Annotated in this window: 15 protein-coding genes and 2 tRNA genes; 5 read left to right on the top strand and 12 right to left on the bottom strand. The window is 65.2% G+C overall.

What is annotated here, in order from left to right; all coding sequences use genetic code 11:
- Nucleotides 1-46: 46 nt before the first annotated feature.
- A complete protein-coding gene (locus tag AC5RUM_RS18190) occupies nucleotides 47-520 on the top strand; it encodes a hypothetical protein (RefSeq protein ID WP_494036261.1) in 474 nt (157 codons plus the stop codon).
- Between the two features lie 59 nt (nucleotides 521-579).
- Here the strand turns inward: AC5RUM_RS18190 and AC5RUM_RS18185 are convergent, their stop codons facing one another.
- The 6 genes from AC5RUM_RS18185 to bcp all read right to left on the bottom strand — a co-directional run bounded on the left by AC5RUM_RS18185 (nucleotide 580) and on the right by bcp (nucleotide 8,959).
- A complete protein-coding gene (locus AC5RUM_RS18185; RefSeq protein ID WP_494036260.1) occupies nucleotides 580-3,798 on the bottom strand; it encodes an efflux RND transporter permease subunit in 3,219 nt (1,072 codons plus the stop codon).
- Between the two features lie 69 nt (nucleotides 3,799-3,867).
- Nucleotides 3,868-5,373: a malate:quinone oxidoreductase gene (locus AC5RUM_RS18180; RefSeq protein WP_494036259.1), complete on the bottom strand. Its 1,506-nt coding sequence runs from the start codon at nucleotides 5,371-5,373 to the stop codon at nucleotides 3,868-3,870.
- Between the two features lie 78 nt (nucleotides 5,374-5,451).
- The gene (locus AC5RUM_RS18175; protein ID WP_494036258.1) at nucleotides 5,452-7,113 is read right to left on the bottom strand and encodes an ABC transporter substrate-binding protein; all 1,662 of its coding nucleotides are present in this window, start codon (nucleotides 7,111-7,113) and stop codon (nucleotides 5,452-5,454) included.
- Nucleotides 7,114-7,344: 231 nt separating this feature from the next.
- Nucleotides 7,345-8,019, bottom strand: a complete 675-nt coding sequence (locus tag AC5RUM_RS18170) for a fasciclin domain-containing protein (RefSeq protein ID WP_494036257.1) — start codon at nucleotides 8,017-8,019, stop codon at nucleotides 7,345-7,347.
- Nucleotides 8,020-8,244: 225 nt separating this feature from the next.
- A tRNA-Leu gene (locus AC5RUM_RS18165) sits at nucleotides 8,245-8,326 on the bottom strand.
- Nucleotides 8,327-8,476: 150 nt separating this feature from the next.
- Complete coding sequence (bcp, locus tag AC5RUM_RS18160) at nucleotides 8,477-8,959, bottom strand: thioredoxin-dependent thiol peroxidase (protein ID WP_494036256.1); 483 nt, start codon at nucleotides 8,957-8,959, stop codon at nucleotides 8,477-8,479.
- 96 nt (nucleotides 8,960-9,055) lie between these two features.
- Here bcp and AC5RUM_RS18155 point away from each other — a divergent pair, with 96 nt between their 5' ends.
- Nucleotides 9,056-9,532, top strand: coding sequence for a MarR family winged helix-turn-helix transcriptional regulator (locus tag AC5RUM_RS18155; protein WP_494036374.1), 477 nt, complete (start codon nucleotides 9,056-9,058; stop codon nucleotides 9,530-9,532).
- A 53-nt stretch (nucleotides 9,533-9,585) separates the two neighbouring features.
- Here the strand turns inward: AC5RUM_RS18155 and AC5RUM_RS18150 are convergent, their stop codons facing one another.
- Together AC5RUM_RS18150 and AC5RUM_RS18145 are read right to left on the bottom strand one after the other, a co-directional pair.
- Nucleotides 9,586-9,744 carry a hypothetical protein gene (locus AC5RUM_RS18150; protein WP_400581492.1) on the bottom strand — a complete coding sequence of 53 codons (159 nt, stop codon included), beginning with the start codon at nucleotides 9,742-9,744 and terminating at the stop codon, nucleotides 9,586-9,588.
- Between the two features lie 103 nt (nucleotides 9,745-9,847).
- Nucleotides 9,848-10,183, bottom strand: a complete 336-nt coding sequence (locus AC5RUM_RS18145) for a putative quinol monooxygenase (protein WP_494036255.1) — start codon at nucleotides 10,181-10,183, stop codon at nucleotides 9,848-9,850.
- An 80-nt stretch (nucleotides 10,184-10,263) separates the two neighbouring features.
- Here AC5RUM_RS18145 and AC5RUM_RS18140 point away from each other — a divergent pair, with 80 nt between their 5' ends.
- Nucleotides 10,264-10,905: an NADPH-dependent F420 reductase gene (locus AC5RUM_RS18140; protein ID WP_494036254.1), complete on the top strand. Its 642-nt coding sequence runs from the start codon at nucleotides 10,264-10,266 to the stop codon at nucleotides 10,903-10,905.
- 124 nt (nucleotides 10,906-11,029) lie between these two features.
- Here the strand turns inward: AC5RUM_RS18140 and AC5RUM_RS18135 are convergent, their stop codons facing one another.
- The 4 genes from AC5RUM_RS18135 to AC5RUM_RS18120 all read right to left on the bottom strand — a co-directional run bounded on the left by AC5RUM_RS18135 (nucleotide 11,030) and on the right by AC5RUM_RS18120 (nucleotide 15,495).
- The gene (locus AC5RUM_RS18135) at nucleotides 11,030-12,625 is read right to left on the bottom strand and encodes a PKD domain-containing protein (RefSeq protein ID WP_494036253.1); all 1,596 of its coding nucleotides are present in this window, start codon (nucleotides 12,623-12,625) and stop codon (nucleotides 11,030-11,032) included.
- Nucleotides 12,626-12,928: 303 nt separating this feature from the next.
- Nucleotides 12,929-13,001, bottom strand: a tRNA-Lys gene (locus AC5RUM_RS18130).
- A 115-nt stretch (nucleotides 13,002-13,116) separates the two neighbouring features.
- Nucleotides 13,117-14,358 (bottom strand): PQQ-dependent sugar dehydrogenase, encoded by a 1,242-nt coding sequence (locus tag AC5RUM_RS18125; protein ID WP_494036252.1) that lies wholly within the window; start codon nucleotides 14,356-14,358, stop codon nucleotides 13,117-13,119.
- A gap of 114 nt (nucleotides 14,359-14,472) precedes the next feature.
- Nucleotides 14,473-15,495, bottom strand: coding sequence for a sunset domain-containing protein (locus AC5RUM_RS18120; protein WP_494036251.1), 1,023 nt, complete (start codon nucleotides 15,493-15,495; stop codon nucleotides 14,473-14,475).
- A gap of 152 nt (nucleotides 15,496-15,647) precedes the next feature.
- Between AC5RUM_RS18120 and AC5RUM_RS18115 the strand changes: the two genes are divergently transcribed.
- Together AC5RUM_RS18115 and ilvD are read left to right on the top strand one after the other, a co-directional pair.
- Nucleotides 15,648-16,568: a LysR family transcriptional regulator gene (locus AC5RUM_RS18115; RefSeq protein WP_494036250.1), complete on the top strand. Its 921-nt coding sequence runs from the start codon at nucleotides 15,648-15,650 to the stop codon at nucleotides 16,566-16,568.
- A gap of 147 nt (nucleotides 16,569-16,715) precedes the next feature.
- Nucleotides 16,716-18,437 (top strand): dihydroxy-acid dehydratase, encoded by a 1,722-nt coding sequence (gene ilvD, locus AC5RUM_RS18110; protein ID WP_400581485.1) that lies wholly within the window; start codon nucleotides 16,716-16,718, stop codon nucleotides 18,435-18,437.
- The last annotated feature ends 64 nt before the right edge of the window (nucleotides 18,438-18,501 follow it).

Raw genomic sequence — 18,501 nt, 5'->3', positions numbered from 1 at the left:
GGTGGTCAGCCGGGAGCGTAGGTGGCCCGCGATCTAATGCTGTGCGGTGTGGGGACGGCCCGTGGGACGTGCACTGAGTGAGCGCTGGCCGGAGTTGGTGTGGGAATGTACGCATATTGGCGGTGACAGGTTCGCAGGCAACGTCGTTGTCGCGCCCGACGGCGTCTACTACGGCCGTCTGGATGCCGAGTCGTCCGTCGCCACGATCGAAGAGCATCTTGCCGGCCGCATCCAGGGGGAGTATCTGCGCGGATACACGGATCTCTTCCCGCCGCAGCAGGCCGCTGTCGCGGCCACGCTTAGACGTTTCGGCCCGGCCGGCCGGCATGACTATCTGGTCGCGGAGACCTTCCGCGATGGCGACCACTGGCGGATCCGCATTACCGGTCGGACGCCTCACCCGGCGCGTGTCGACGTTGAGCTGGAGGCCCGCCGCGCCCCGCCGTGCCAGTTGACCTGCCGCGGATCGGCGATGAGCTCGGCCCTGGTCTACGAGCTCACGTCGATCCGCGCAGTCTGAAGTCTGGGTTACCCCAGGCAGCATGTCCTGGGAAGGCTGAGGGGAGCCGGGAGATGGACCTACTCGGGCGCCCCGGGAGCGGCACGGCGGCCGCTGGTCCTAGGGATCATGCCCGTGGTCCAGTCGGCGAATTCGGCATCGACGTCGTCGGCAGGAGCGAAGCCCGGGCGCTCCTTCAGCTCGCGCCGCAGCGTCTTCTTCTCGCGGCGCCCCTCCACCAGCCGGTACAGCACGGGGACGAGCACGAGCGTCAGGGCCGTGGAGGACACCAGGCCGCCGATGACCACGATGGCCAGCGGCTGCGAGATGAACCCGCCGCCGCCCGTGAATCCAAGCGCCATGGGCGTCAGCGCAAACACGGTTGCCAGGGCAGTCATGAGGATCGGGCGAAGGCGCTGCCGTGCACCGTGCGTGATGGCATCGGCGACGTTCATGGCCGGCCTGCCCGTCCGCGGTTTCCGGTACTGGTTGATCAGGTCGATCAGCACGATCGCGTTGGTCACCACAATGCCCACCAGCATCAGCATGCCGATGAGCGCGGGCAGTCCCAGCGGAACCCCTGAGGCGAGGAGCAGTGCAACGGCGCCGGTGCCCGCAAACGGAACCGAGACCAGGAGGATCAGCGGCTGGACGAGGGACTTGAACGCGGCCACCATGATCACATACACGATGGCGATGGCGGCGAGCAGGGCGAGCCCGAGCTGCCGGAAGGACTCGGCCTGCTGGGTGGTGGCGCCGCCGATTTCCGCGGTGACCCCCGCCGGGAGCTCCACGGTCTTGAGCCGGTTCTGGACCTCGGTGCTCATCGCACCCAGGTTGGCGCCCGACGGCGTGACGGAGACTTTCGCTGTGCGCTGGCCGTTGCTTGAGGTAATGGAGACCGGCACGTCGAGCTGCTCGACGGCAGCGACGCTGCCCAGCGGCACCGGGCCGCCGGCAGCGGGAAGGGGGATGGCACGGACCGCCGCGATGCTCGTGAAGCGGGTGCCCTCGCCGATGCGGACGGGGAAGTCGTCCGCTTCGATGCGCACGGTGCCCGCCGGGACAGGGCTGATGGTGGAGGCCAGAACGCCGGCCACCTGTTCCTCATTCAGGCCCGCAGCCACTGCCTTGGCCCGGTCCACCTTTACCTGGACCACGGGCTGGCTGGCCGCCAGGTTGGTGGTCACGTCCGTGCTGCCGGCAATACCGGTCATGGCGGCGACCATGGCGTCGCTGGCTTTCCTGAGGTCCGCCGACGTGGCGGCCTTCAGCGTGATGTCCACGGTGGATGATGTGCCGAAGCCGCCCTGCTGGGCGCCCACGGAAACCTTGCCCGCCCCGCTGACCTTTGCCAGCTCCCTCCGGACGGTCTCCTGCAGTTCGGCCTGCTTGGCCGCCTCGTCGGTGACCACCGTGAAGGTGGAGTTCGATGCGCCGGAGGAGGTGAGCGCCGTGAAGCCGGCCTGTGCGTTGCCGGAGGTCACCTGCACGTCCTTGATGCCGTCGATGCCGAGCAGCACGCCCTCGAGTTTTTGCGCCGCCGCACTTGTGTCTTCGAGGCTGGTGCCGGCGGGAAGCTCCTGCTTCACCGTCATGCTGTTCTCGCCGGAGCGGCCCAGGAGGTCCGTGGCCAGCAGGGGAGTCATGGCGGCGGTTCCGCCCAGCACCAGGACGGCCGCGACCAGCGTCACCACCGGGTGCTTCTGGGTCTTGGTCAGCACCGGCAGGTACCCGCGCTGCAGGAGGCTGCGCTGCTCCGCCTCATGGGCTTTGGCCTCTATCTCGCGGGCCGGCTGCGGGGCCGTCCCCGGGCCGCGTGCTTCGGCGGGGGCCTTGAGGAACCAGTAGGCCAGGACTGGAACGATCGTCAGCGACACCAGCAGCGATGACAGCAGCGCGATGGTGACGGTCAGCGCGAACGGACGGAACAGCTCGCCCGCAAGGCCGGCCACGAAGGCGATGGGCAGGAACACTGCCACCGTGGTCAGCGTCGATGCGGTGATCGCCCCCGCCACTTCCCGGATGGAGGTGAGAATGGCCGTGAGCTTGGGTTCGCCGTAGCTGAGGTGCCGCTTGATGTTTTCGATCACCACGATGGAGTCATCCACCACCCGGCCGATGGCGATGGTGAGCGCACCCAGGGTGAGGATGTTCAGCGAATAGCCGGTGGCCGAGAGCCCGATGAACGTGATCAGCAGGGACAACGGAATGGACACGGCCGTAACCAGCGTGGAACGGACCGACATCAGGAACACGAGGATGACGGCCACGGCGAAGCCCAGCCCCAGCAGGCCTTCCGTGGTGAGGTCCTTGATGGACTTCTCGATGAAGGGTGCCTGGTCGAAGACCGGCGTGAATTTGGCGTTGGAACCGAGCTCCGCCTCCAGCTGCGGCAGGGAGTCCTTGACCGCGTGGGAGATCGCCACGGTGTCGCCCTCGGGCTTTTTGGTGACTGAGACGGCAAGGGTTTCCTTGCCGTTGGTCCGGGTGATGGAGGTCCGCGCATCGTCCCTGATGCTGACGTCCGCGACGGAACCGATGGTTGCGCCGCCCTTCACGCCGCCGAGCGGCAGGGCCTTCACGGCGGTGACTGAGTCCACGGGGCTCCCGACCTGCAGGGACACGCTCTGGCCCTTTTCCTCAATGGTTCCTGCCGGGATGAGGTCGCCGTTGTTGGTCAGCGCATTGCGGATGGACTGGATGGTCGCCCCGCTGGTGGCCATGCTGGCCGGCCGCGGCAGGACGAGGATGTGCTGGCTGGCGCCGCCCGTCACCTCGGCGCCACGGACGCCGTCGATCTTTTGAAGCTTTGGGACCGTCAGCCGCTGAAGGTCGGTGTTCAGTTCGCCGAGCGGCTTGTCGGAGGAGACGGCCAGAAACACGATGGGGAAGTCGCTGATGCTGCCCGCAATGGCCTGCGGCTGCACATCCTCCGGGAGCGTGCGCTTGGCATTGGAAATGGCACGGTCGATCTGGTTGCGCGCACGGTCAAGGTCGGAGCCGTACTCGAACACCATGCTGATCTGCGACGTGCCGTTCCGCGACGTGGAGGAGGTCGACTCGAGGCCCTCGACGCTGTTCAGAGCGGTTTCCAGCGGCCGGCTGACCTGCTTGTCCACGACTTCCGGCGAGGCCCCCGGCATCGACGTGATCACCGTAATCCGCGGGAACTCAACGGAGGGAATGAGCTCCTGCTTGAGGGAGGACATGGTGATCACGCCGAACACCGAGGCAAAGACGGTGATGAGCGCGATCAGCGCACGGTTGCCGAGGGAAAGACTGGCCAGCCGGAACATCGCTTGGTCTCCTGGAAGGGTTGACGGACTGTTGCCTGTGGTGGAGCCTGCCGCAACCCGGACAGGACCCTAGCGCTGCACGGCAGGCGCCACGTCAAGCTGGAGTGCCTTGGCCGTGGACTTTTCAAGTTCCGCGGCCAGCTCCGGATTGTCATTGAGCTTGACGCCGTAGCCCGGCATCATCTCCTTGAGCTTGGACTGCCAGCCCTTGAAGTTCTTCGGGAAGGACTTCTGCAGCAGCTCGATCATGATGGGCACGGCAGTGGAGGCGCCCGGCGACGCGCCCAGCAGGGCACCGATGGAGCCGTCCCGTGCGGCAATCACCTCGGTGCCGAACTGCAGGATGCCGCCCTTCTTGGGATCCTTCTTGATGATCTGCACACGCTGGCCGGCCGTGATGAGTTCCCAGTCGCCGTCCTTGGCTTCGGGGTAGTACTCGCGGAGCGCCTCGACCTTGGCTCCGTGCCGCTTTGCGACCTCCTTGACCAGGTAGGCGGTCAGGTCCATGTTGTCCTTGGCCACGGCAAGCATCGGGACGATGTTGCCGGGACGGATGGACAACGGGAGGTCCAGCCAGCTGCTGTTCTTCAGGAAGTTCGTGGAGAATCCGGCGTACGGGCCGAACAGGAGGGAACGTTTGCCGCCCACGTAGCGGGTGTCCAGGTGCGGAACGGACATGGGCGGGGCGCCGACGGAGGCCTGGCCGTAGACCTTCGCGTTGTGCTGCGAGGCGAGGGACTGGTCCGTGCAGCGGAAGAACTGGCCCGAAACGGGGAATCCGCCGTAGCCCTTGCTCTCCGGGATCCCGGACGCCTGCAGCAGGTGCAGGGCGCCGCCTCCGGCGCCGACAAAAACGAACTTGGCGTGGATCCTGCCGCGTTCCCCGGAAGCCGGGTGCTTGAGCGAAAGGTCCCAGCCGCCGTCGGACGCTTTTTTGATGTCTGAAACGTCATGGCCGTAGTTGATCTCGACGCCGTTGTTCCCCAGGTACGTTGTCAGCTCGCGGGTCAGTGCCCCGAAGTCGACGTCGGTGCCCTCGGCGGCGCGGGTGGCGGCGATGCGCGCATTGCGGTCGCGGCCCTTGACGATGAGCGGTGCCCACTTGCCGATCTGGGCGTAGTCCTCCGAGTACTCCATGCTGCGGAACAGCGGGTGCTGCTTCAGCGCGTCATAGCGGGTCTTCAGGAAGCTGCAGTTGTCCTCGCCGATCACGAAGCTCATGTGCGGGACGGTGTTGATGAAGCCCTTGGGGGATCCGATCAGGGAGTTGGTCACGAGGTGGGACCAGAACTGGCGGGACAGCTGGAACTGCTCGTTGATGTGCAGTGCCTTGGCGGGGTTGACCGAGCCGTCTTTGGCTGCGGGCGAATAGTTGAGTTCACACAGGGCGGCGTGTCCGGTGCCGGCGTTGTTCCAGGGGCCTGAGCTCTCAAGGCCTACTTCGTCGAGGCGCTCGAACAGGGAGATGGTCCAGTTGGGTTCGAGCTGCTTGATGAACGCACCCAGGGTGGCGCTCATGATGCCGCCGCCAATCAGTACGACGTCGGCATGTTGGGTCTTGGAAATGAAGGTCACAATCAGTCTCCGATAGCAGCGGCTCTGGCTGTCACAGAATATCCCGCACCGGTTACTAACTGAAATTGTCCCCGTCCGTCAAGGCTTTAGTTGGACCTTGGTGAAAACTTCATTTAAGACCGGCGAGGCGGGGTAGCTGATGACGCGGTCGGAGAGGGCCAGCGCCGAAATGGGAAACGCGATCGGCACCGCCGGCACCGTTTCGGCGATCTGGGCGTTGATGGTCTGGTACTGCTCCGTCCGCTCCTTGCCGTCCGGCAGGCCGCGGGCACGGTCGATCTTGGAGAAGACCTGAGGGTCCTGATACCCGAATTCGCCGTTTTTCTCGCCGAACAGCGGTCCCAGGAAGTTGTCCGCGTCGGAGTAGAACCCGTTCCAGCCGAGCAGGTGGAAGGCATGGTCCCCCGGGGACTGGACCTTCTGCAGGTAGCCGTCCGCCCAGTCCACGGGAACCGGCCTGATGTTGAAGCCCACGGCTGTGAGCTGCCGGCTGATCTCGGCATAGACCTTCTCCGGAGTTGGGAGGTATGGCCGGGTGACGTTCGTTGGATAGTAAAACTTAAGCGGCTGGCCCTTGTAGCCTGCCTCGGCGAGCAGTTCCTCGGCCTTGGTGGGGTCGTACCCCAGGGCCGGGGCGTTGTTGTTGAATCCGCTGAGCTTGGGCGGGACGAACTGGGACGCCTGCGCCGTGTTGTCGATGAAGAACCGGCGGATCAGCGTGTCCTTGTCGATGGCCAGTTCGACCGCCTGCCGGACCTTGAGATCCTCCAGCACGGGAATGGCCTGGTTCATGCCCAGGTACATCACCGAGAACGGGTCACGCTGGATGATCTGCTTTCCGCGCTTGACGAGCTGGTCGAAGTTCCCCACCGTCACAGCATCGTAGCCGTCGATCTTGCCGTCGATCAGGGCCTGGAGCCGGGTCTGCGGATGGTTGTACGTGATGAAGTTGATGGTGCCGATCTGGCCGCGGTCACCCCAATAGTCCTTGTTGCTGAGCAGCGTGACGCCGGTGCTGTCCCAGGACGAGAAGCGGTACGGTCCGGTGCCGACCGGATGGGTGGCGTAGGCGGACAGCGCCTGGCTGCCGCGCCTCTCGCTGAGCACATCGGCCCGCCCCGCGGCGAGCGCCCTGGGGGAGGAAATAGCGAATGCCGGCAGGGTCAGGGCCTGGAGGAAGCCGGTGAAACGCTCCGTGAGGTCAATCCTCACCAGGAGCGACGACAGCGCCGTGCAGGCCTTGAAAACGGAGAGGCTCGCCTCATCCGAGTGTTCCTTGAACACTTCCTTGAAACTGCTGCCCGGCGCCTGCTGCCGGAGCGCCGCCGGGAAGTTGAACCAGCGCTCGAAGTTGCTGCAGACGGCTGCCGCGTTGAAGGGGGAGCCATCGTGGAACTTCACGCCGGAGCGCAGGGTGAAGGTGTAGGAGCGGCCGTCCGGAGATGCTGTCCATTCAGTGGCGAGCAGCGGGGTCGGTTCCCCGGTGGTCTGGTTGACGCCGACGAGTCCTTCGAGGATCTGGCGTGTTACGCGCTGGGATTCGATGTCGTTGGCGAGTGCCGGGTCAAGGCCCAGGGGCGGGGCGGCCGTGCCGAAGTTGAAGGTGGCTGTCGGGCTGCCGGCCGTGGGCGTGGCGGCTGGAGCCGCGGACGACGGCGGCGGGGCCGCTTCCCCCGTGCAGGACGTGAGTGACAGGCCCAGGAGAACGGCACCGGTCTTGATGGCCGTGCGTCGCGTCATACTGCTGGGCACTGGATTATCACCTCTGGGCTGCTGGACTGCCGGGCGGCGGCATGGGCGGCTGCGGTCTGCTGGCCCGGTGTCCAGTCTAAATGACTGACGGGGTCGCCGTGGCGCGGCAAAGCCGTGGCCCGCACGCGAGGGTGCGGACCACGGCTTCCCGTCCCCGACGGAATCCCAGATCCCCGCCGGAGGCTGCAGCAGAGGCTTCAGCAGAGGCTTCAGCGGCGGCTACTTGGGCATCAGCACCGAGTCCACCAGGTACACGGTGGCGTTGGCGGTCTGGACTCCGCCGCAGATCACGTTGGCGCCGTTGACCTTCAGCGCGTCCTTGGTGCCGGTCACATTGACGGATCCGCCCTGGACCGTCTTGTGGGTGCCGACGATCTTGTCCGGCGTGACCTGGCCGGGAACAACGTGGTAGGTCAGAATCTTGCTCAGGAGCGCGTCGTCCTTCTTGAGGGTCTCAATCGTGGCGGCGTCAATCTTCGCGAACGCGTCGTCGACGGGCGCGAAGACCGTGAACTCGCTGCCGTTCAGGGTGTCCACCAGGTTGACCTTCGGGTTCAGCTTGCCGGACACGGCGGCGGTAAGGGTCTTCAGGAGCGGGTTGTTCGAGGCGGCGACAGCGACCGGGTCAAGTGCCATGCCCGAGACCGATCCCGCACCGCTGGGGACCTGCTCGGCATACGCGGCGCAGCCGGGACCGGCGAGGTTCGCTGCCGGATCCATTGCTGCAGCGCTGCTCTCCGCCGGGGAGGGCGCCATGCTGGAAGCGGACGGCTCGGCCGCCGCCGGCGAGGAACTGGGTGCCGTCGTCGCGGAACCGCCGCACGCGGTGAGGCTCAGCAGGGCTGCAGCTGCGACGCCTGCGACGGTGAAAGTGGTGCGCTTGAAGGACTGCATTGTGATTCTCCTTGGTTGTGCCGATCGTTGCCGGCAGGAATCGATTCCGACCCCCGCATGTGGCCCTATTGCGACTGTGTGGACACCGACCCTTGGCTGGTGTCTCACTGGGTATTCGTCCGATGGGAGGCGGCGGATGGGTGAACCGTCAGAAACTTTTAAACGGGAGGAGCCCCGGACCAGTTGGTCCGGGGCTCCTCCCGTGTTCAGCGTGCTGTTCTCTTGTGCGCAAGGGGGGACTTGAACCCCCACGCCCGAAGGCACAGGAACCTAAATCCTGCGTGTCTGCCAATTTCACCACTCGCGCGCGGCTCCGCCTTCGGCCTTCTGAACCACAGAAAACGTACGACGGCGATCGCCAGCCTTCATTGTACCGTCAGCGGGCGGGGCCCGGGTCAGCGGCGCCTCCGTCCGCGGCGGTGCGGTGAATTGCCGGTCCTGTCGGTGGCTGCTTGGCTCAGGTGCCGCTTTCCGCCAGCTGCAGATCCCGGCGCAGCTTGGCCACGTGGCCGGTGGCCCGGACGTTGTACTGCGCCAGTGCCACCTTGCCGTCCGGATCCACGACGACGGTGGAGCGAATCAGGCCCTCGTAGGTCCGGCCATAGTTCTTCTTTTCACCCCACGCTGCGTAGGCCTCCGCCACCGCGTGGCTGTCGTCGGACAGCAGGGGGAAGGTCAGGCCTTCCTTTTCGGCGAAGGCAGCAAGCTTGCTCACGGGATCCGGAGAGATCCCCAGGACTTCGTAGCCGGCAGACTGCAGGGACGCCAGGCTGTCCCGGAAGTCGCACGCCTGCTTCGTGCAGCCGGGCGTGGCGGCAGCCGGATAGAAGTAGACGATAGTGTGGCGGCCCCTGTAACTGCTGAGGCTGACGTCTGTTCCCTCGGAATTTTTCAGTGTGAAATCCGGGGCGACGTCGCCGGGATTGAGTCGTTCAGCCAAAATATTCTCCTTGTTTTCATCCGTGACATTTCAGCTTAGTAAGGCTCCTGCGCCGGGACGAATCCACACTTGGCTATACTTGTTGGTATGCCTGATATGGATCGCTGGCCCACCGGGCGCCTCTTGTCCACGGCGGCACGCCTTGTTGAACACTCCTGGAATGAAAAGCTGGGGGCCATTGGCCTTACCCATGCTGGGGTCATTGCCATTGAAGTTCTCTACAACAACGGCCCCATGACGCAGGCGCAGCTCGCGCAGCTGGTCCGTGTCCAGGCGCAAACCATGGGGAAGACGCTCAGCCGGCTTGAGGCTCACGGCCACATTGTGCGCCAACGCAGCACGTCCGACCGCCGCAGCCACGTCGTCTCGCTCACGGAGCGCGGGACCGAAGCCGTTACGGCCGCGGCGGACATGGAGCGGTCTGTCCTTGCCGCCGCATCCATCGATCCGGACGTCCTCCGGCAGGAGCTGAAGGCAGTGGTGCGGGAACTGGCCACACGCTTTGCATCGCCGGAAACCGCTGCAATTGTCTCGAATGTTGATTCGGGCCTCGCCGTGGAGGCCCCCCGCTAAAGCAGCGGGCACGCCTCGTGACGGCCCGCGCCTTCTGCAACGAAGCTTGCAGCTCAGAGGCCCGGCAGGGTTGGCTGACCATCAGCCAGGGACGACGCGTCGTCCGGAACGGTCAGGTCCAGCATGCTGACCACCGGTTCTTCGCCCATGGCAATGAGCAACTCATTGATCGATATCTGCCCGGTCAACTCCCCGGGGTGCTCCTCATCCATACCAAAGAAGATATGCGAGACCGGCCAAGCCAGCGGGGAAGGACACGCTCCGGGCGGCCTGGCAGCTTCGGTTGGGGCCGGTTGCTAGGCTGCATCCACGTATCTAGGCCTCATCCACGCGACTGTGTCGGGCTCGAGGCCCGGCAAGCGGAGAGCCAAGAACCCTGAACTGGCTGCCGCCCATCTCGCCGGACAGAAGGGGTCTCGCCTCCTGGATGGCGCCCTGGACGCCGGGCAACTTCAGGGAGGCCTGGTGAGCCTCGGGGGATTCCCAAAGCTCGCAGACATACACGTTGTCCGGCAGGTCATCGTTGATCCCGACTTCATAGAGCAGGCATCCGGCATCCCTCAGCTCAGGCATGGGCCGGAGCAAGATGGCCACTACGGCGTCACGCTGGCCGGGTTTCGTCCCGAGGCTTCCCACATTCGCAAAGGTCATGGGACACACGCTAACCCAGCCCCCGCGCAGTATTGCGTAATGTTCGAAATAACTCCTGCCGGATTGCGGTTAGCCCGGACATGACAACAATCGGAATCATCGGTGCAGGACATATCGGAAGCCAGATTGCCCGCAAGGCGGTGAAGCTCGGCTATGACGTAGTAATCAGTAATTCACGGGAACCGGAAACCCTGTCAGGCCTCGTTGCTGAGCTGGGACCCCAGGCACGGGCCGCGACGCCGTCCGAGGCGGCAGCGGCGGGTGATTTCGCCGTCGTCACCGTTCCCCTCAAGAGCATCGGCGACATTCCGGTAGAGCCCTTGGCGGGCAAGATCGTGATCGACACCAACAACTACTACTGGGAACGCGACGGCCGTTTCCCGGCTCTCGACAACGGTGAAGAAACCACGTCGGGGCTGCTGCAGAAACTCCTGCCCACTTCTAAGGTCGCCAAGGGCTTCAACCACATCATGGCCAGGGAAATCACGACCGACGGCGCTCCGGCCGGCAGTGAGAACCGCCGCGCACTCGCCACGGCCAGTGACTACCTTGAGGCCAGCGACCTGGTGACCGAGCTGTATGACGAGTTCGGCTTCGACACCGTCAACATCGGGCCGCTGTCCGAGAGCTGGCGTGTTGAGCGCGACCGCCCCGCGTATGTCATCCGCCAGAACGCCAGCGAGCTCAAGGAGAACCTGGCACTGGCAACGCGGACCGTCTAGGCGCTGCGAGTCAACAACAGAAAGAAAGGGACGACGGCGGGAAGTTTCCCGCCGTCGTCCCTTTAGTTCCGGTGATGCGTCAGCCCGGACGTTCGTCGTCGCGCCGGTCCAGCAGACATGGAAGTCAGCGCCCCCGCCCTGGGTGCTTCTTCACAGTTATGGTGGTGGCGCTGGAAGAGGAGCCGGTGCTGTTCCTGGCAGTCAACCTCACGGTATAGACGCCCGGCGTGGAATACGTGTGCGAGGGATTCTGCGATGTGGACGTCCCGCCGTCACCGAAGGTCCATGACCACGACGTTGGGTTCCCGGTTGACGTATCGGTGAAGCTCACCGGCAGCGGAGCCTTTCCAGTCCTGGGCGAGGCCGTGAAGGAGGCGACCGGGGCGGCCGGAGCCGGAGCCGTACCCACACCCCTGTCGGAGTACCAGTAGCGCCGGGCCACGTTATCGCTGGCCAACACGACGATGCCGGTGGTGCTGTTCACACTCTGCTTCGTGGTGGTGACGTCATTGATGTTGGGAGACGTGGCATCTTGGATCACAGGAGTGCCTCGGCCAGACCCGAAGACAGGATTATCCATGGAAGCAGTCTTCTGGTAGATGCTGCCGGCGGCCCCTGAGAACGCGCAGCCGCTGGCGGAGGGCGCGGTGTGGAATGCGTGAACGAGGTTGTTCCTTGTGTCCAACAGGATTTGGGGCCTCGAAACGCAGTCACCGATGGTGGCAATGGTCGACTTGGTGAACGAGCCCGTCCCCGGTTTGAAGACCAGCAGAAGCAGCTGCGGCAGCGTGGGGTCCGAGGAGGTTTCATTCAACCTGGTTTTTACCGCAGCGAAAACCCGGCCAGAGGTGTCGGACACCAGCGCTTTGAGATTGAGATGGTCATCGGCCTGCCCCTTGCCCTGGATCGCGGGCTGGAGTTTCCATGATGAGGCCGCTGTTGCGGATGTGCCGTCGGTCCGCGTAGCCCAGTACACAGTGCCCGCAGGGTGGTCACTCCACATGACGCCGATCTTGTTGCTCCCGAAGGCGACGACGGCCGAGATGTCATCTGGTGCCGGGTGCGGGTCGGACACAGGCAGCACGAACGGCGTTGACCAGCCGGTCCCGCCGGGAGCCGACTTGTTGACATAGACGCTGCTCGTGTAGCCCGATGTCGAATTACCTGCCACCTGGGTCCACGTGGCCCAGATCGCCCCGGTGGAATCCTTGTCGATGGTCATTGATTCGCTGCTGTTGTTGGTAATTGTGGTCGGGAAGCCGGTGTTCAGGGTATACCTGCCGTCCGAATAGCTGTAGCGGTACAGCTTTGCCGGCTGGCCGGAAACCGACGGCTTCGGGGTTCCGTCCCCCGTCACTGTCACCACATGGGACGCAATGTACAGGTGTGAGCCATCCCAGAGCGTGTCGGCCAGCGTGTTGCTGCGAGTGTCGTTCAGCACTCCCGTGTCCACCCACGTACGAGAGTTTCGGTCCAGCCTGTAAATGTGCCATCCGCTGCCTGACTTCCACATGTCCGCCCACCAGGAGCCGTCATTCCACCAGAGCTTGCTCTGTGGCTTGTCCGAAGTCGGCGGGTTGGCCACGCCTGAATAGCTGATGCTCGCAGAGCCATAAGTGGTTGCCGCCCCGGAAGGGCCCGAAGAGACCACCAAGGTTCCGGCAATGGCCAGGGAGAACGCCAGGATCTTACTCAGGAAGCGCTGCCTTTTGGATTTCATCACGGTTCTCCGGGACACTCGAGTGAAGGCACCGGAGCCTGGGGCCCGCGGTAGAGGTGGGCAAGCATACGTACTATTAAGAGCGCCGCATGCAGCCTTCCGCACGAGTAGTCTGTACCTGCTTTTTTCCCATCACGTGCAGCCGGTACCTGTTTTTTCGGCCCACGAAAGCAGGTGCACGGGCGGGCGAAGCCCGGGGCAAATCCCTCAGAAAATGTTGAGTCGGATTCAGCAGCAGAACAATCGGGCAAAACGAAACCCCGCCTTCAAGGTGGTGGCCTTGAAGACGGGGTTTCTCATCTGTGCACCCCCCGGGACTTGAACCCGGAACCCATTGATTAAGAGTCAATTGCTCTGCCAATTGAGCTAGAGGTGCAGCTGCTGTTTCGTTCAACCGTGGGCTTTGTTTCCCTTGTTGACCTCCGCAACGACATGTAACTCTACACGAACTTTTGGCCCATGTGAAATCTGGTCCCGGACCGCCCCGCCGGCTAGCCGGACAGGCTCAAAATCAGCACAGAATCAGGGTTTTGGTTGTTGGTCAGCGCCCACAATTCCCCGTTCGGGGCCAACGAAACGTTCCGGATGCGGCCATATTGCCGTGTGAAATGGGCCACAGGAGTTCCGGCATTTTCGCCCTCGAGTGCAACGCTCCAGATGCGCTGCCCTCGGAGGGCTCCCAGGAATGCCGTATTGCCTACGATCTCCAAGCCGCTCGGGGATGACTCGGCCGTGGAGGGCCAGACGACTTTGGCGTCGATGAACCCCTCGCGGCCCGGCGCGCCGGTAACGTCGGGCCAGCCGTAGTTTCCGCCTGCCTGGATAAGGTTCAGTTCGTCGTTGACCTCCGGGCCGAACTCGCTGGCCCAGAGCCGGCCTTCGCTGTCCCAGGCGAGGCCTTGGACATTCCGGTGCCCCAGGCTGTAGACGGGGTTGTTCGGGAACGGATTCCCGGGCGCCGGCTTTCCGTCCCTGGTCAGCCGAAGGATCTTCCCGCCCAGGGCGTTCCGGTCCTGCGGCTGTTCGCGGCGCTGCGAATCGCCGGTTCCCACGTAGAGGTAGCCGTCTGGGCCAAAACGGATCCTGCCTCCGTTATGGGTGGACGCTTTGGAAATGCCGGAGAAAATGACCTGCGGGTCGCCCAGCCGGAGGCCGCCACCTGTTCCGGCGTCCTCGATGCGCAGCCGGGCGATCCGGTTGTCCTCGGCCGCCGTGAAGTAGACATAGAGGAACCTGTCGGAGGCATAGCCCGGGGACAGGGCCAGGCCCATGAGTCCACCCTCGCCGCCGGGAACCACGCCGGGCACCTCGCCGATGGTGCTGATCGTGCCGTTCCGGACGGACTTCAGGAGTGCGGAATCACGCTCGGATATCACCGCCGTACCGTCCGGCAGGAAGACCGTGGACCAGGGCACCTGCGGGCCCTCAATGGTGGTGCGGACCCGGGGCGTCCCGGGGGTGGTTACGGTGCCTGGTCCGGGACTCGCCGGCGTCGTCCCGGGAGCTCGCTGGGGTCCGGGAGTTCCCTGAGCCGGAGTGACCGTGCCGCCCGCCCCTGTTGTCGCAGTGGGCGCTGGGCCGTTTCCGCCCGCAGGCCCGGCACCGGTTCCCGTGCAGCCCGCAAGCGCGAGCACCACCGCCACGGCAGCTGCTCCCACTCCCGCCGCCGTTCCCCTGCCTGCGCCAACCCGTGCCGCACTCGCCTTGGTGCTGCGCGCCCTGTTCGTCATCATCGTCCTGCCCGCGGTTGCCTCTGGTCTGGGTATCAGCGTCTAAGTATCAGCGTCTAAGGATCAGCGTCTGGGTATCAGCGTCTAAGGATCATCGGCCCGCCGCGAGCCATGCTGTCAGCGCCTTGTCCGGCGCGGAGCCCGGAACCCTGCGGCCTCGGCGTGCGCAGGGGAGAGGAACCACGCGTCCGCGTGGGCCTCGTCATAACCCGAACTGTCTTCGTCGTAGTAGGTCATCGACGCCGTATCGGCCTTCACCGTGTAGCCCTCCGGACCGCTGCCGTCCGCCGCGGAGGCCGCCGAGCCTTCACCGTAGGGCTGACCGGCAGCATCTGCCCCTGCGAGCTCCGCGCTGACCGGAACCGTCGTCATGCCCGCGGCTTCGGGGTGGCCGGAAGGCTCGGCAGTGTGGCTGGCTCCGGCCTCAGTGGCCGCTGAAGAATCAATTCTTTGCCGCGTCTCAGCGTCCGCATCCCAGGCCTCGGCAGCCGCCGATTCGGCTCCGGGCAGGGTGGGGGCGTGCGGTTCGGTGTATTCAGGGTGATGAGTGGGCGTGGAAGGAGCTGCTGCAGGCCCTGCGGCCGGGAGGTGCGTTGGCGGTGTTGCTTCGGGCCGGGCGCCGGTTTCGGACCACTGGGTGTCCCACTCGGCCTTGTCCTCGTCGTCCTCCCAGTCGTCGACGTCGCCGGCCGAGGAAGTGGGGGTTCCGGCAGCCGTGCGGGGGGTCGCGGCGTCCCAGGATTCGATGTCCGGTTCCACGTCCTCGGGGTTCGTCTGGCCTGCGCCGGGCGATTCCTGCCGGGCAGGTGCCGGCTCGGGTGACGGGGACGCATTCGGTGCCTGTCCCATCTGTGTGGCGCCGGCCATCCCTGCGCCCCCTGCGCCCCCGGCCGTGACAAGGCCCGCAGCACCCTCGGCCGTGGTGTTCCCGGCGGGGGTGTCCCGGCGTGTTGGTCCCGATTCGGTCGCGCCAGATGAGGGCCTTGCGTCCGGGGTCGATCCCGTGAGCGGGGAGGAAGCTACCTTGCCGGTCCCGGATGCGTCGCGGGTTCCGGCGGCGTTGCTCGAATTGCGGTTCAGCAGCCACCAAACGATTGCAATGATCAACACGATGACGATGACCCAGATGATCCACTCCATAGCAAAGCCCTTCTGTCGATAACACGAGGTTGCCGTTGCTTGACCGTACGTCGCTGCCAACATGGCTGTCTAGGTTTGTCAATGCCTTTCTGGTCCGGGCTGGGCACTTACCCGGGTTCACCCGTTCAGCGGCGGTGACGTAGCCTCGCTTCATGGACTTCAAGCGGCTCCGGATACTGCGGGAACTGGGGGACCGCGGGTCCGTGGCCGCCGTGGCCGACGCTCTTGGAGTGACGCCGTCGGCCGTTTCCCAGCAGCTCAAGACGCTGCAGGACGAACTCGGAGTGGCGCTGATCGAGAAGTCCGGCAGGGGCGTTCGGCTGACCGAGGCGGGATCCGCCATGGCCGGCGCGGCTGCCGAGGTGGCGGTGGCCATGGCACGGGCCGAAGCGACGGTGGACACGTACCGCAAGGGCTGGCAGACGCAGGTCAAGGCTGCGTTCTTTCCCAGTGCCGCGGAGATGCTGCTTCCGGGTCTCCTGCACCGGGTGAAGGCAATTGGCGGGCTGCGTCTTGACGCCCATCTGGAGGATCCCGGCGTTGCCGGGTTCGCCGGACTGGCGGCGGATTACGACATAGTCCTGGCTCACAGTGTGGACGGGCCGGAGGTGTTTGCCCGGCGCGGCCTGGTGGTGGTGCCGCTGCTGAACGAGCCGCTGGATGTGGCCATTCCTTCCCGCCACGTGCTTGCTGCGAAAGCCACCCTGACCGCCCAGGACGTGGTGGGATTTCCGTGGATGGGTGTCCCCGAAGGATTCCCGTTTGATACCGTCCTGCGCCAGATTGAGGCGCAGGCCGGTGCCACGGCCGTGCGTGCCCAGCTCTTTGCCGACCTGCGGGTACTCGAGGCCCTCGTGAGCGCGGGCCACGGACTGTCCCTGCTCCCTCGCTACACGTCGTCGGGAAACCAGGGCAGGGGATTCGTCCTCCGCCCGCTGACCGGTGTCACAGCGCGCCGCAGCATCGTTGCCCTCACCCGCCCGGAGGTGGCGGCGAGGACCACCATCAGGCTGGTCCTGGACATGCTCAAGGTGGAGGCGCAACAGCTGGCAGATGACCTGCCGGCGACGTGACATGCGCCACGAGCGCGGAAGAACGGCCTGCGCGCGTTCCACTATTCGAGACGAGAGTCCACGATCTGATCGACATTTCCCGAAAATTCCGCCTGCCGCGCCGGTTCGGGTCGTTGGGCGGACGATCAGAGTCATAGACTTTGACCCATGAGTGAGGACACCCTGATCGAAACCGACAACAAGCCTGACATTAAGCCCCGGAGCCGGGTGGTCACCGACGGCATTCACGCGGCTCCCGCGCGTGGCATGTTCCGTGCTGTGGGGATGGGTGATGACGACTTCGCCAAGCCCCAGATCGGCGTCGCGAGCTCATGGAACGAAATCACCCCGTGCAACCTCTCGCTGAACCGGCTCGCGCAGGGCGCCAAGGAAGGCGTTCATGCGGGCGGCGGCTTCCCGATGCAGTTCGGCACCATCTCGGTCTCTGACGGCATTTCCATGGGGCACGAGGGCATGCACTTCTCGCTCGTTTCCCGCGAGGTCATCGCCGACTCCGTGGAAACCGTGATGCAGGCCGAGCGCATTGACGGCTCGGTGCTGCTGGCCGGCTGCGACAAGTCCCTGCCCGGCATGCTGATGGCCGCGGCCCGCCTGGATCTGGCCAGCGTCTTCCTGTATGCCGGGTCCATCATGCCGGGTTGGGTCAAGCTCGAGGACGGCTCCGAAAAGGAAGTCACCCTGATCGACGCCTTCGAGGCCGTCGGTGCGTGTGCCGCCGGCAAGATGAGCCGCGGGGACCTGGAGCGCATCGAAAAGGCGATCTGCCCGGGTGAAGGTGCCTGCGGCGGCATGTACACGGCCAACACCATGGCCTGCATCGGCGAGGCCCTCGGCATGTCCCTGCCGGGCTCCGCCGCCCCGCCCTCGGCGGACCGCCGTCGTGATGAGTTCGCCCGCAAGTCCGGTGAAGCGGTGGTAAACCTGCTGCGCCTCGGTATCACCGCCCGCGACATCATGACCAAGAAGGCCTTCGAGAACGCCATCGCCGTGACCATGGCATTCGGCGGCTCCACCAACGCCGTGCTGCACCTGCTCGCCATCGCCCGTGAAGCCGAAGTCGAACTGACGCTCGACGACTTCAACCGCATCGGCGACAAGATCCCCCACCTTGGCGACCTGAAGCCCTTCGGCCGCTACGTCATGACCGACGTCGACAAGATCGGCGGCGTGCCGGTCATCATGAAGGCACTGCTCGACGCCGGCCTGCTTCATGGCGACTGCCTCACCGTTACCGGCAAGACCCTCGCCGAAAACCTCGCGTCGATCAACCCGCCGGACCTTGATGGCAAGATTCTGCGGGCGCTGGACAATCCGATCCACAAGACCGGCGGCATCACCATCCTGCACGGCTCGCTGGCCCCCGAAGGCGCCGTGGTCAAGAGCGCCGGCTTCGATGCCGACGTCTTCGAGGGCACCGCCCGCGTCTTCGAACGCGAGCAGGGCGCCCTGGACGCGCTGGACAACGGGCAGATCCAGAAGGGCGACGTCGTCGTGATCCGCTACGAAGGACCCAAGGGTGGCCCGGGCATGCGCGAGATGCTCGCCATTACCGGCGCCATCAAGGGCGCGGGGCTGGGCAAGGATGTCCTGCTGTTGACCGATGGACGGTTCTCCGGCGGCACCACCGGCCTGTGCATCGGCCACGTTGCGCCGGAAGCGGTCGACGGCGGCCCGATCGCCTTCGTCAAGGACGGCGACCGGATCCGGGTGGACATCGCCGCCAGGACGTTCGACCTGCTGGTCGACGAGTCCGAGTTGGAGTCCCGCAAGGAAGGCTGGGAGCCGCTCCCGGCCAAGTTCACCAAGGGTGTCCTGGCCAAATACGCCAAGCTGGTCCACAGCGCCAGCACAGGCGCCTACTGCGGGTGACGCTATTCAGCTTGGGCAACCAAGCTTAATAAGGGAGGCTCCAAGGGGCCCCGAGCGCCCGGCG

The sequence above is a fragment of the Arthrobacter sp. B2060 genome, assembly GCF_059090445.1.
This window is presented reverse-complemented; position numbering and strand designations above follow the sequence as displayed.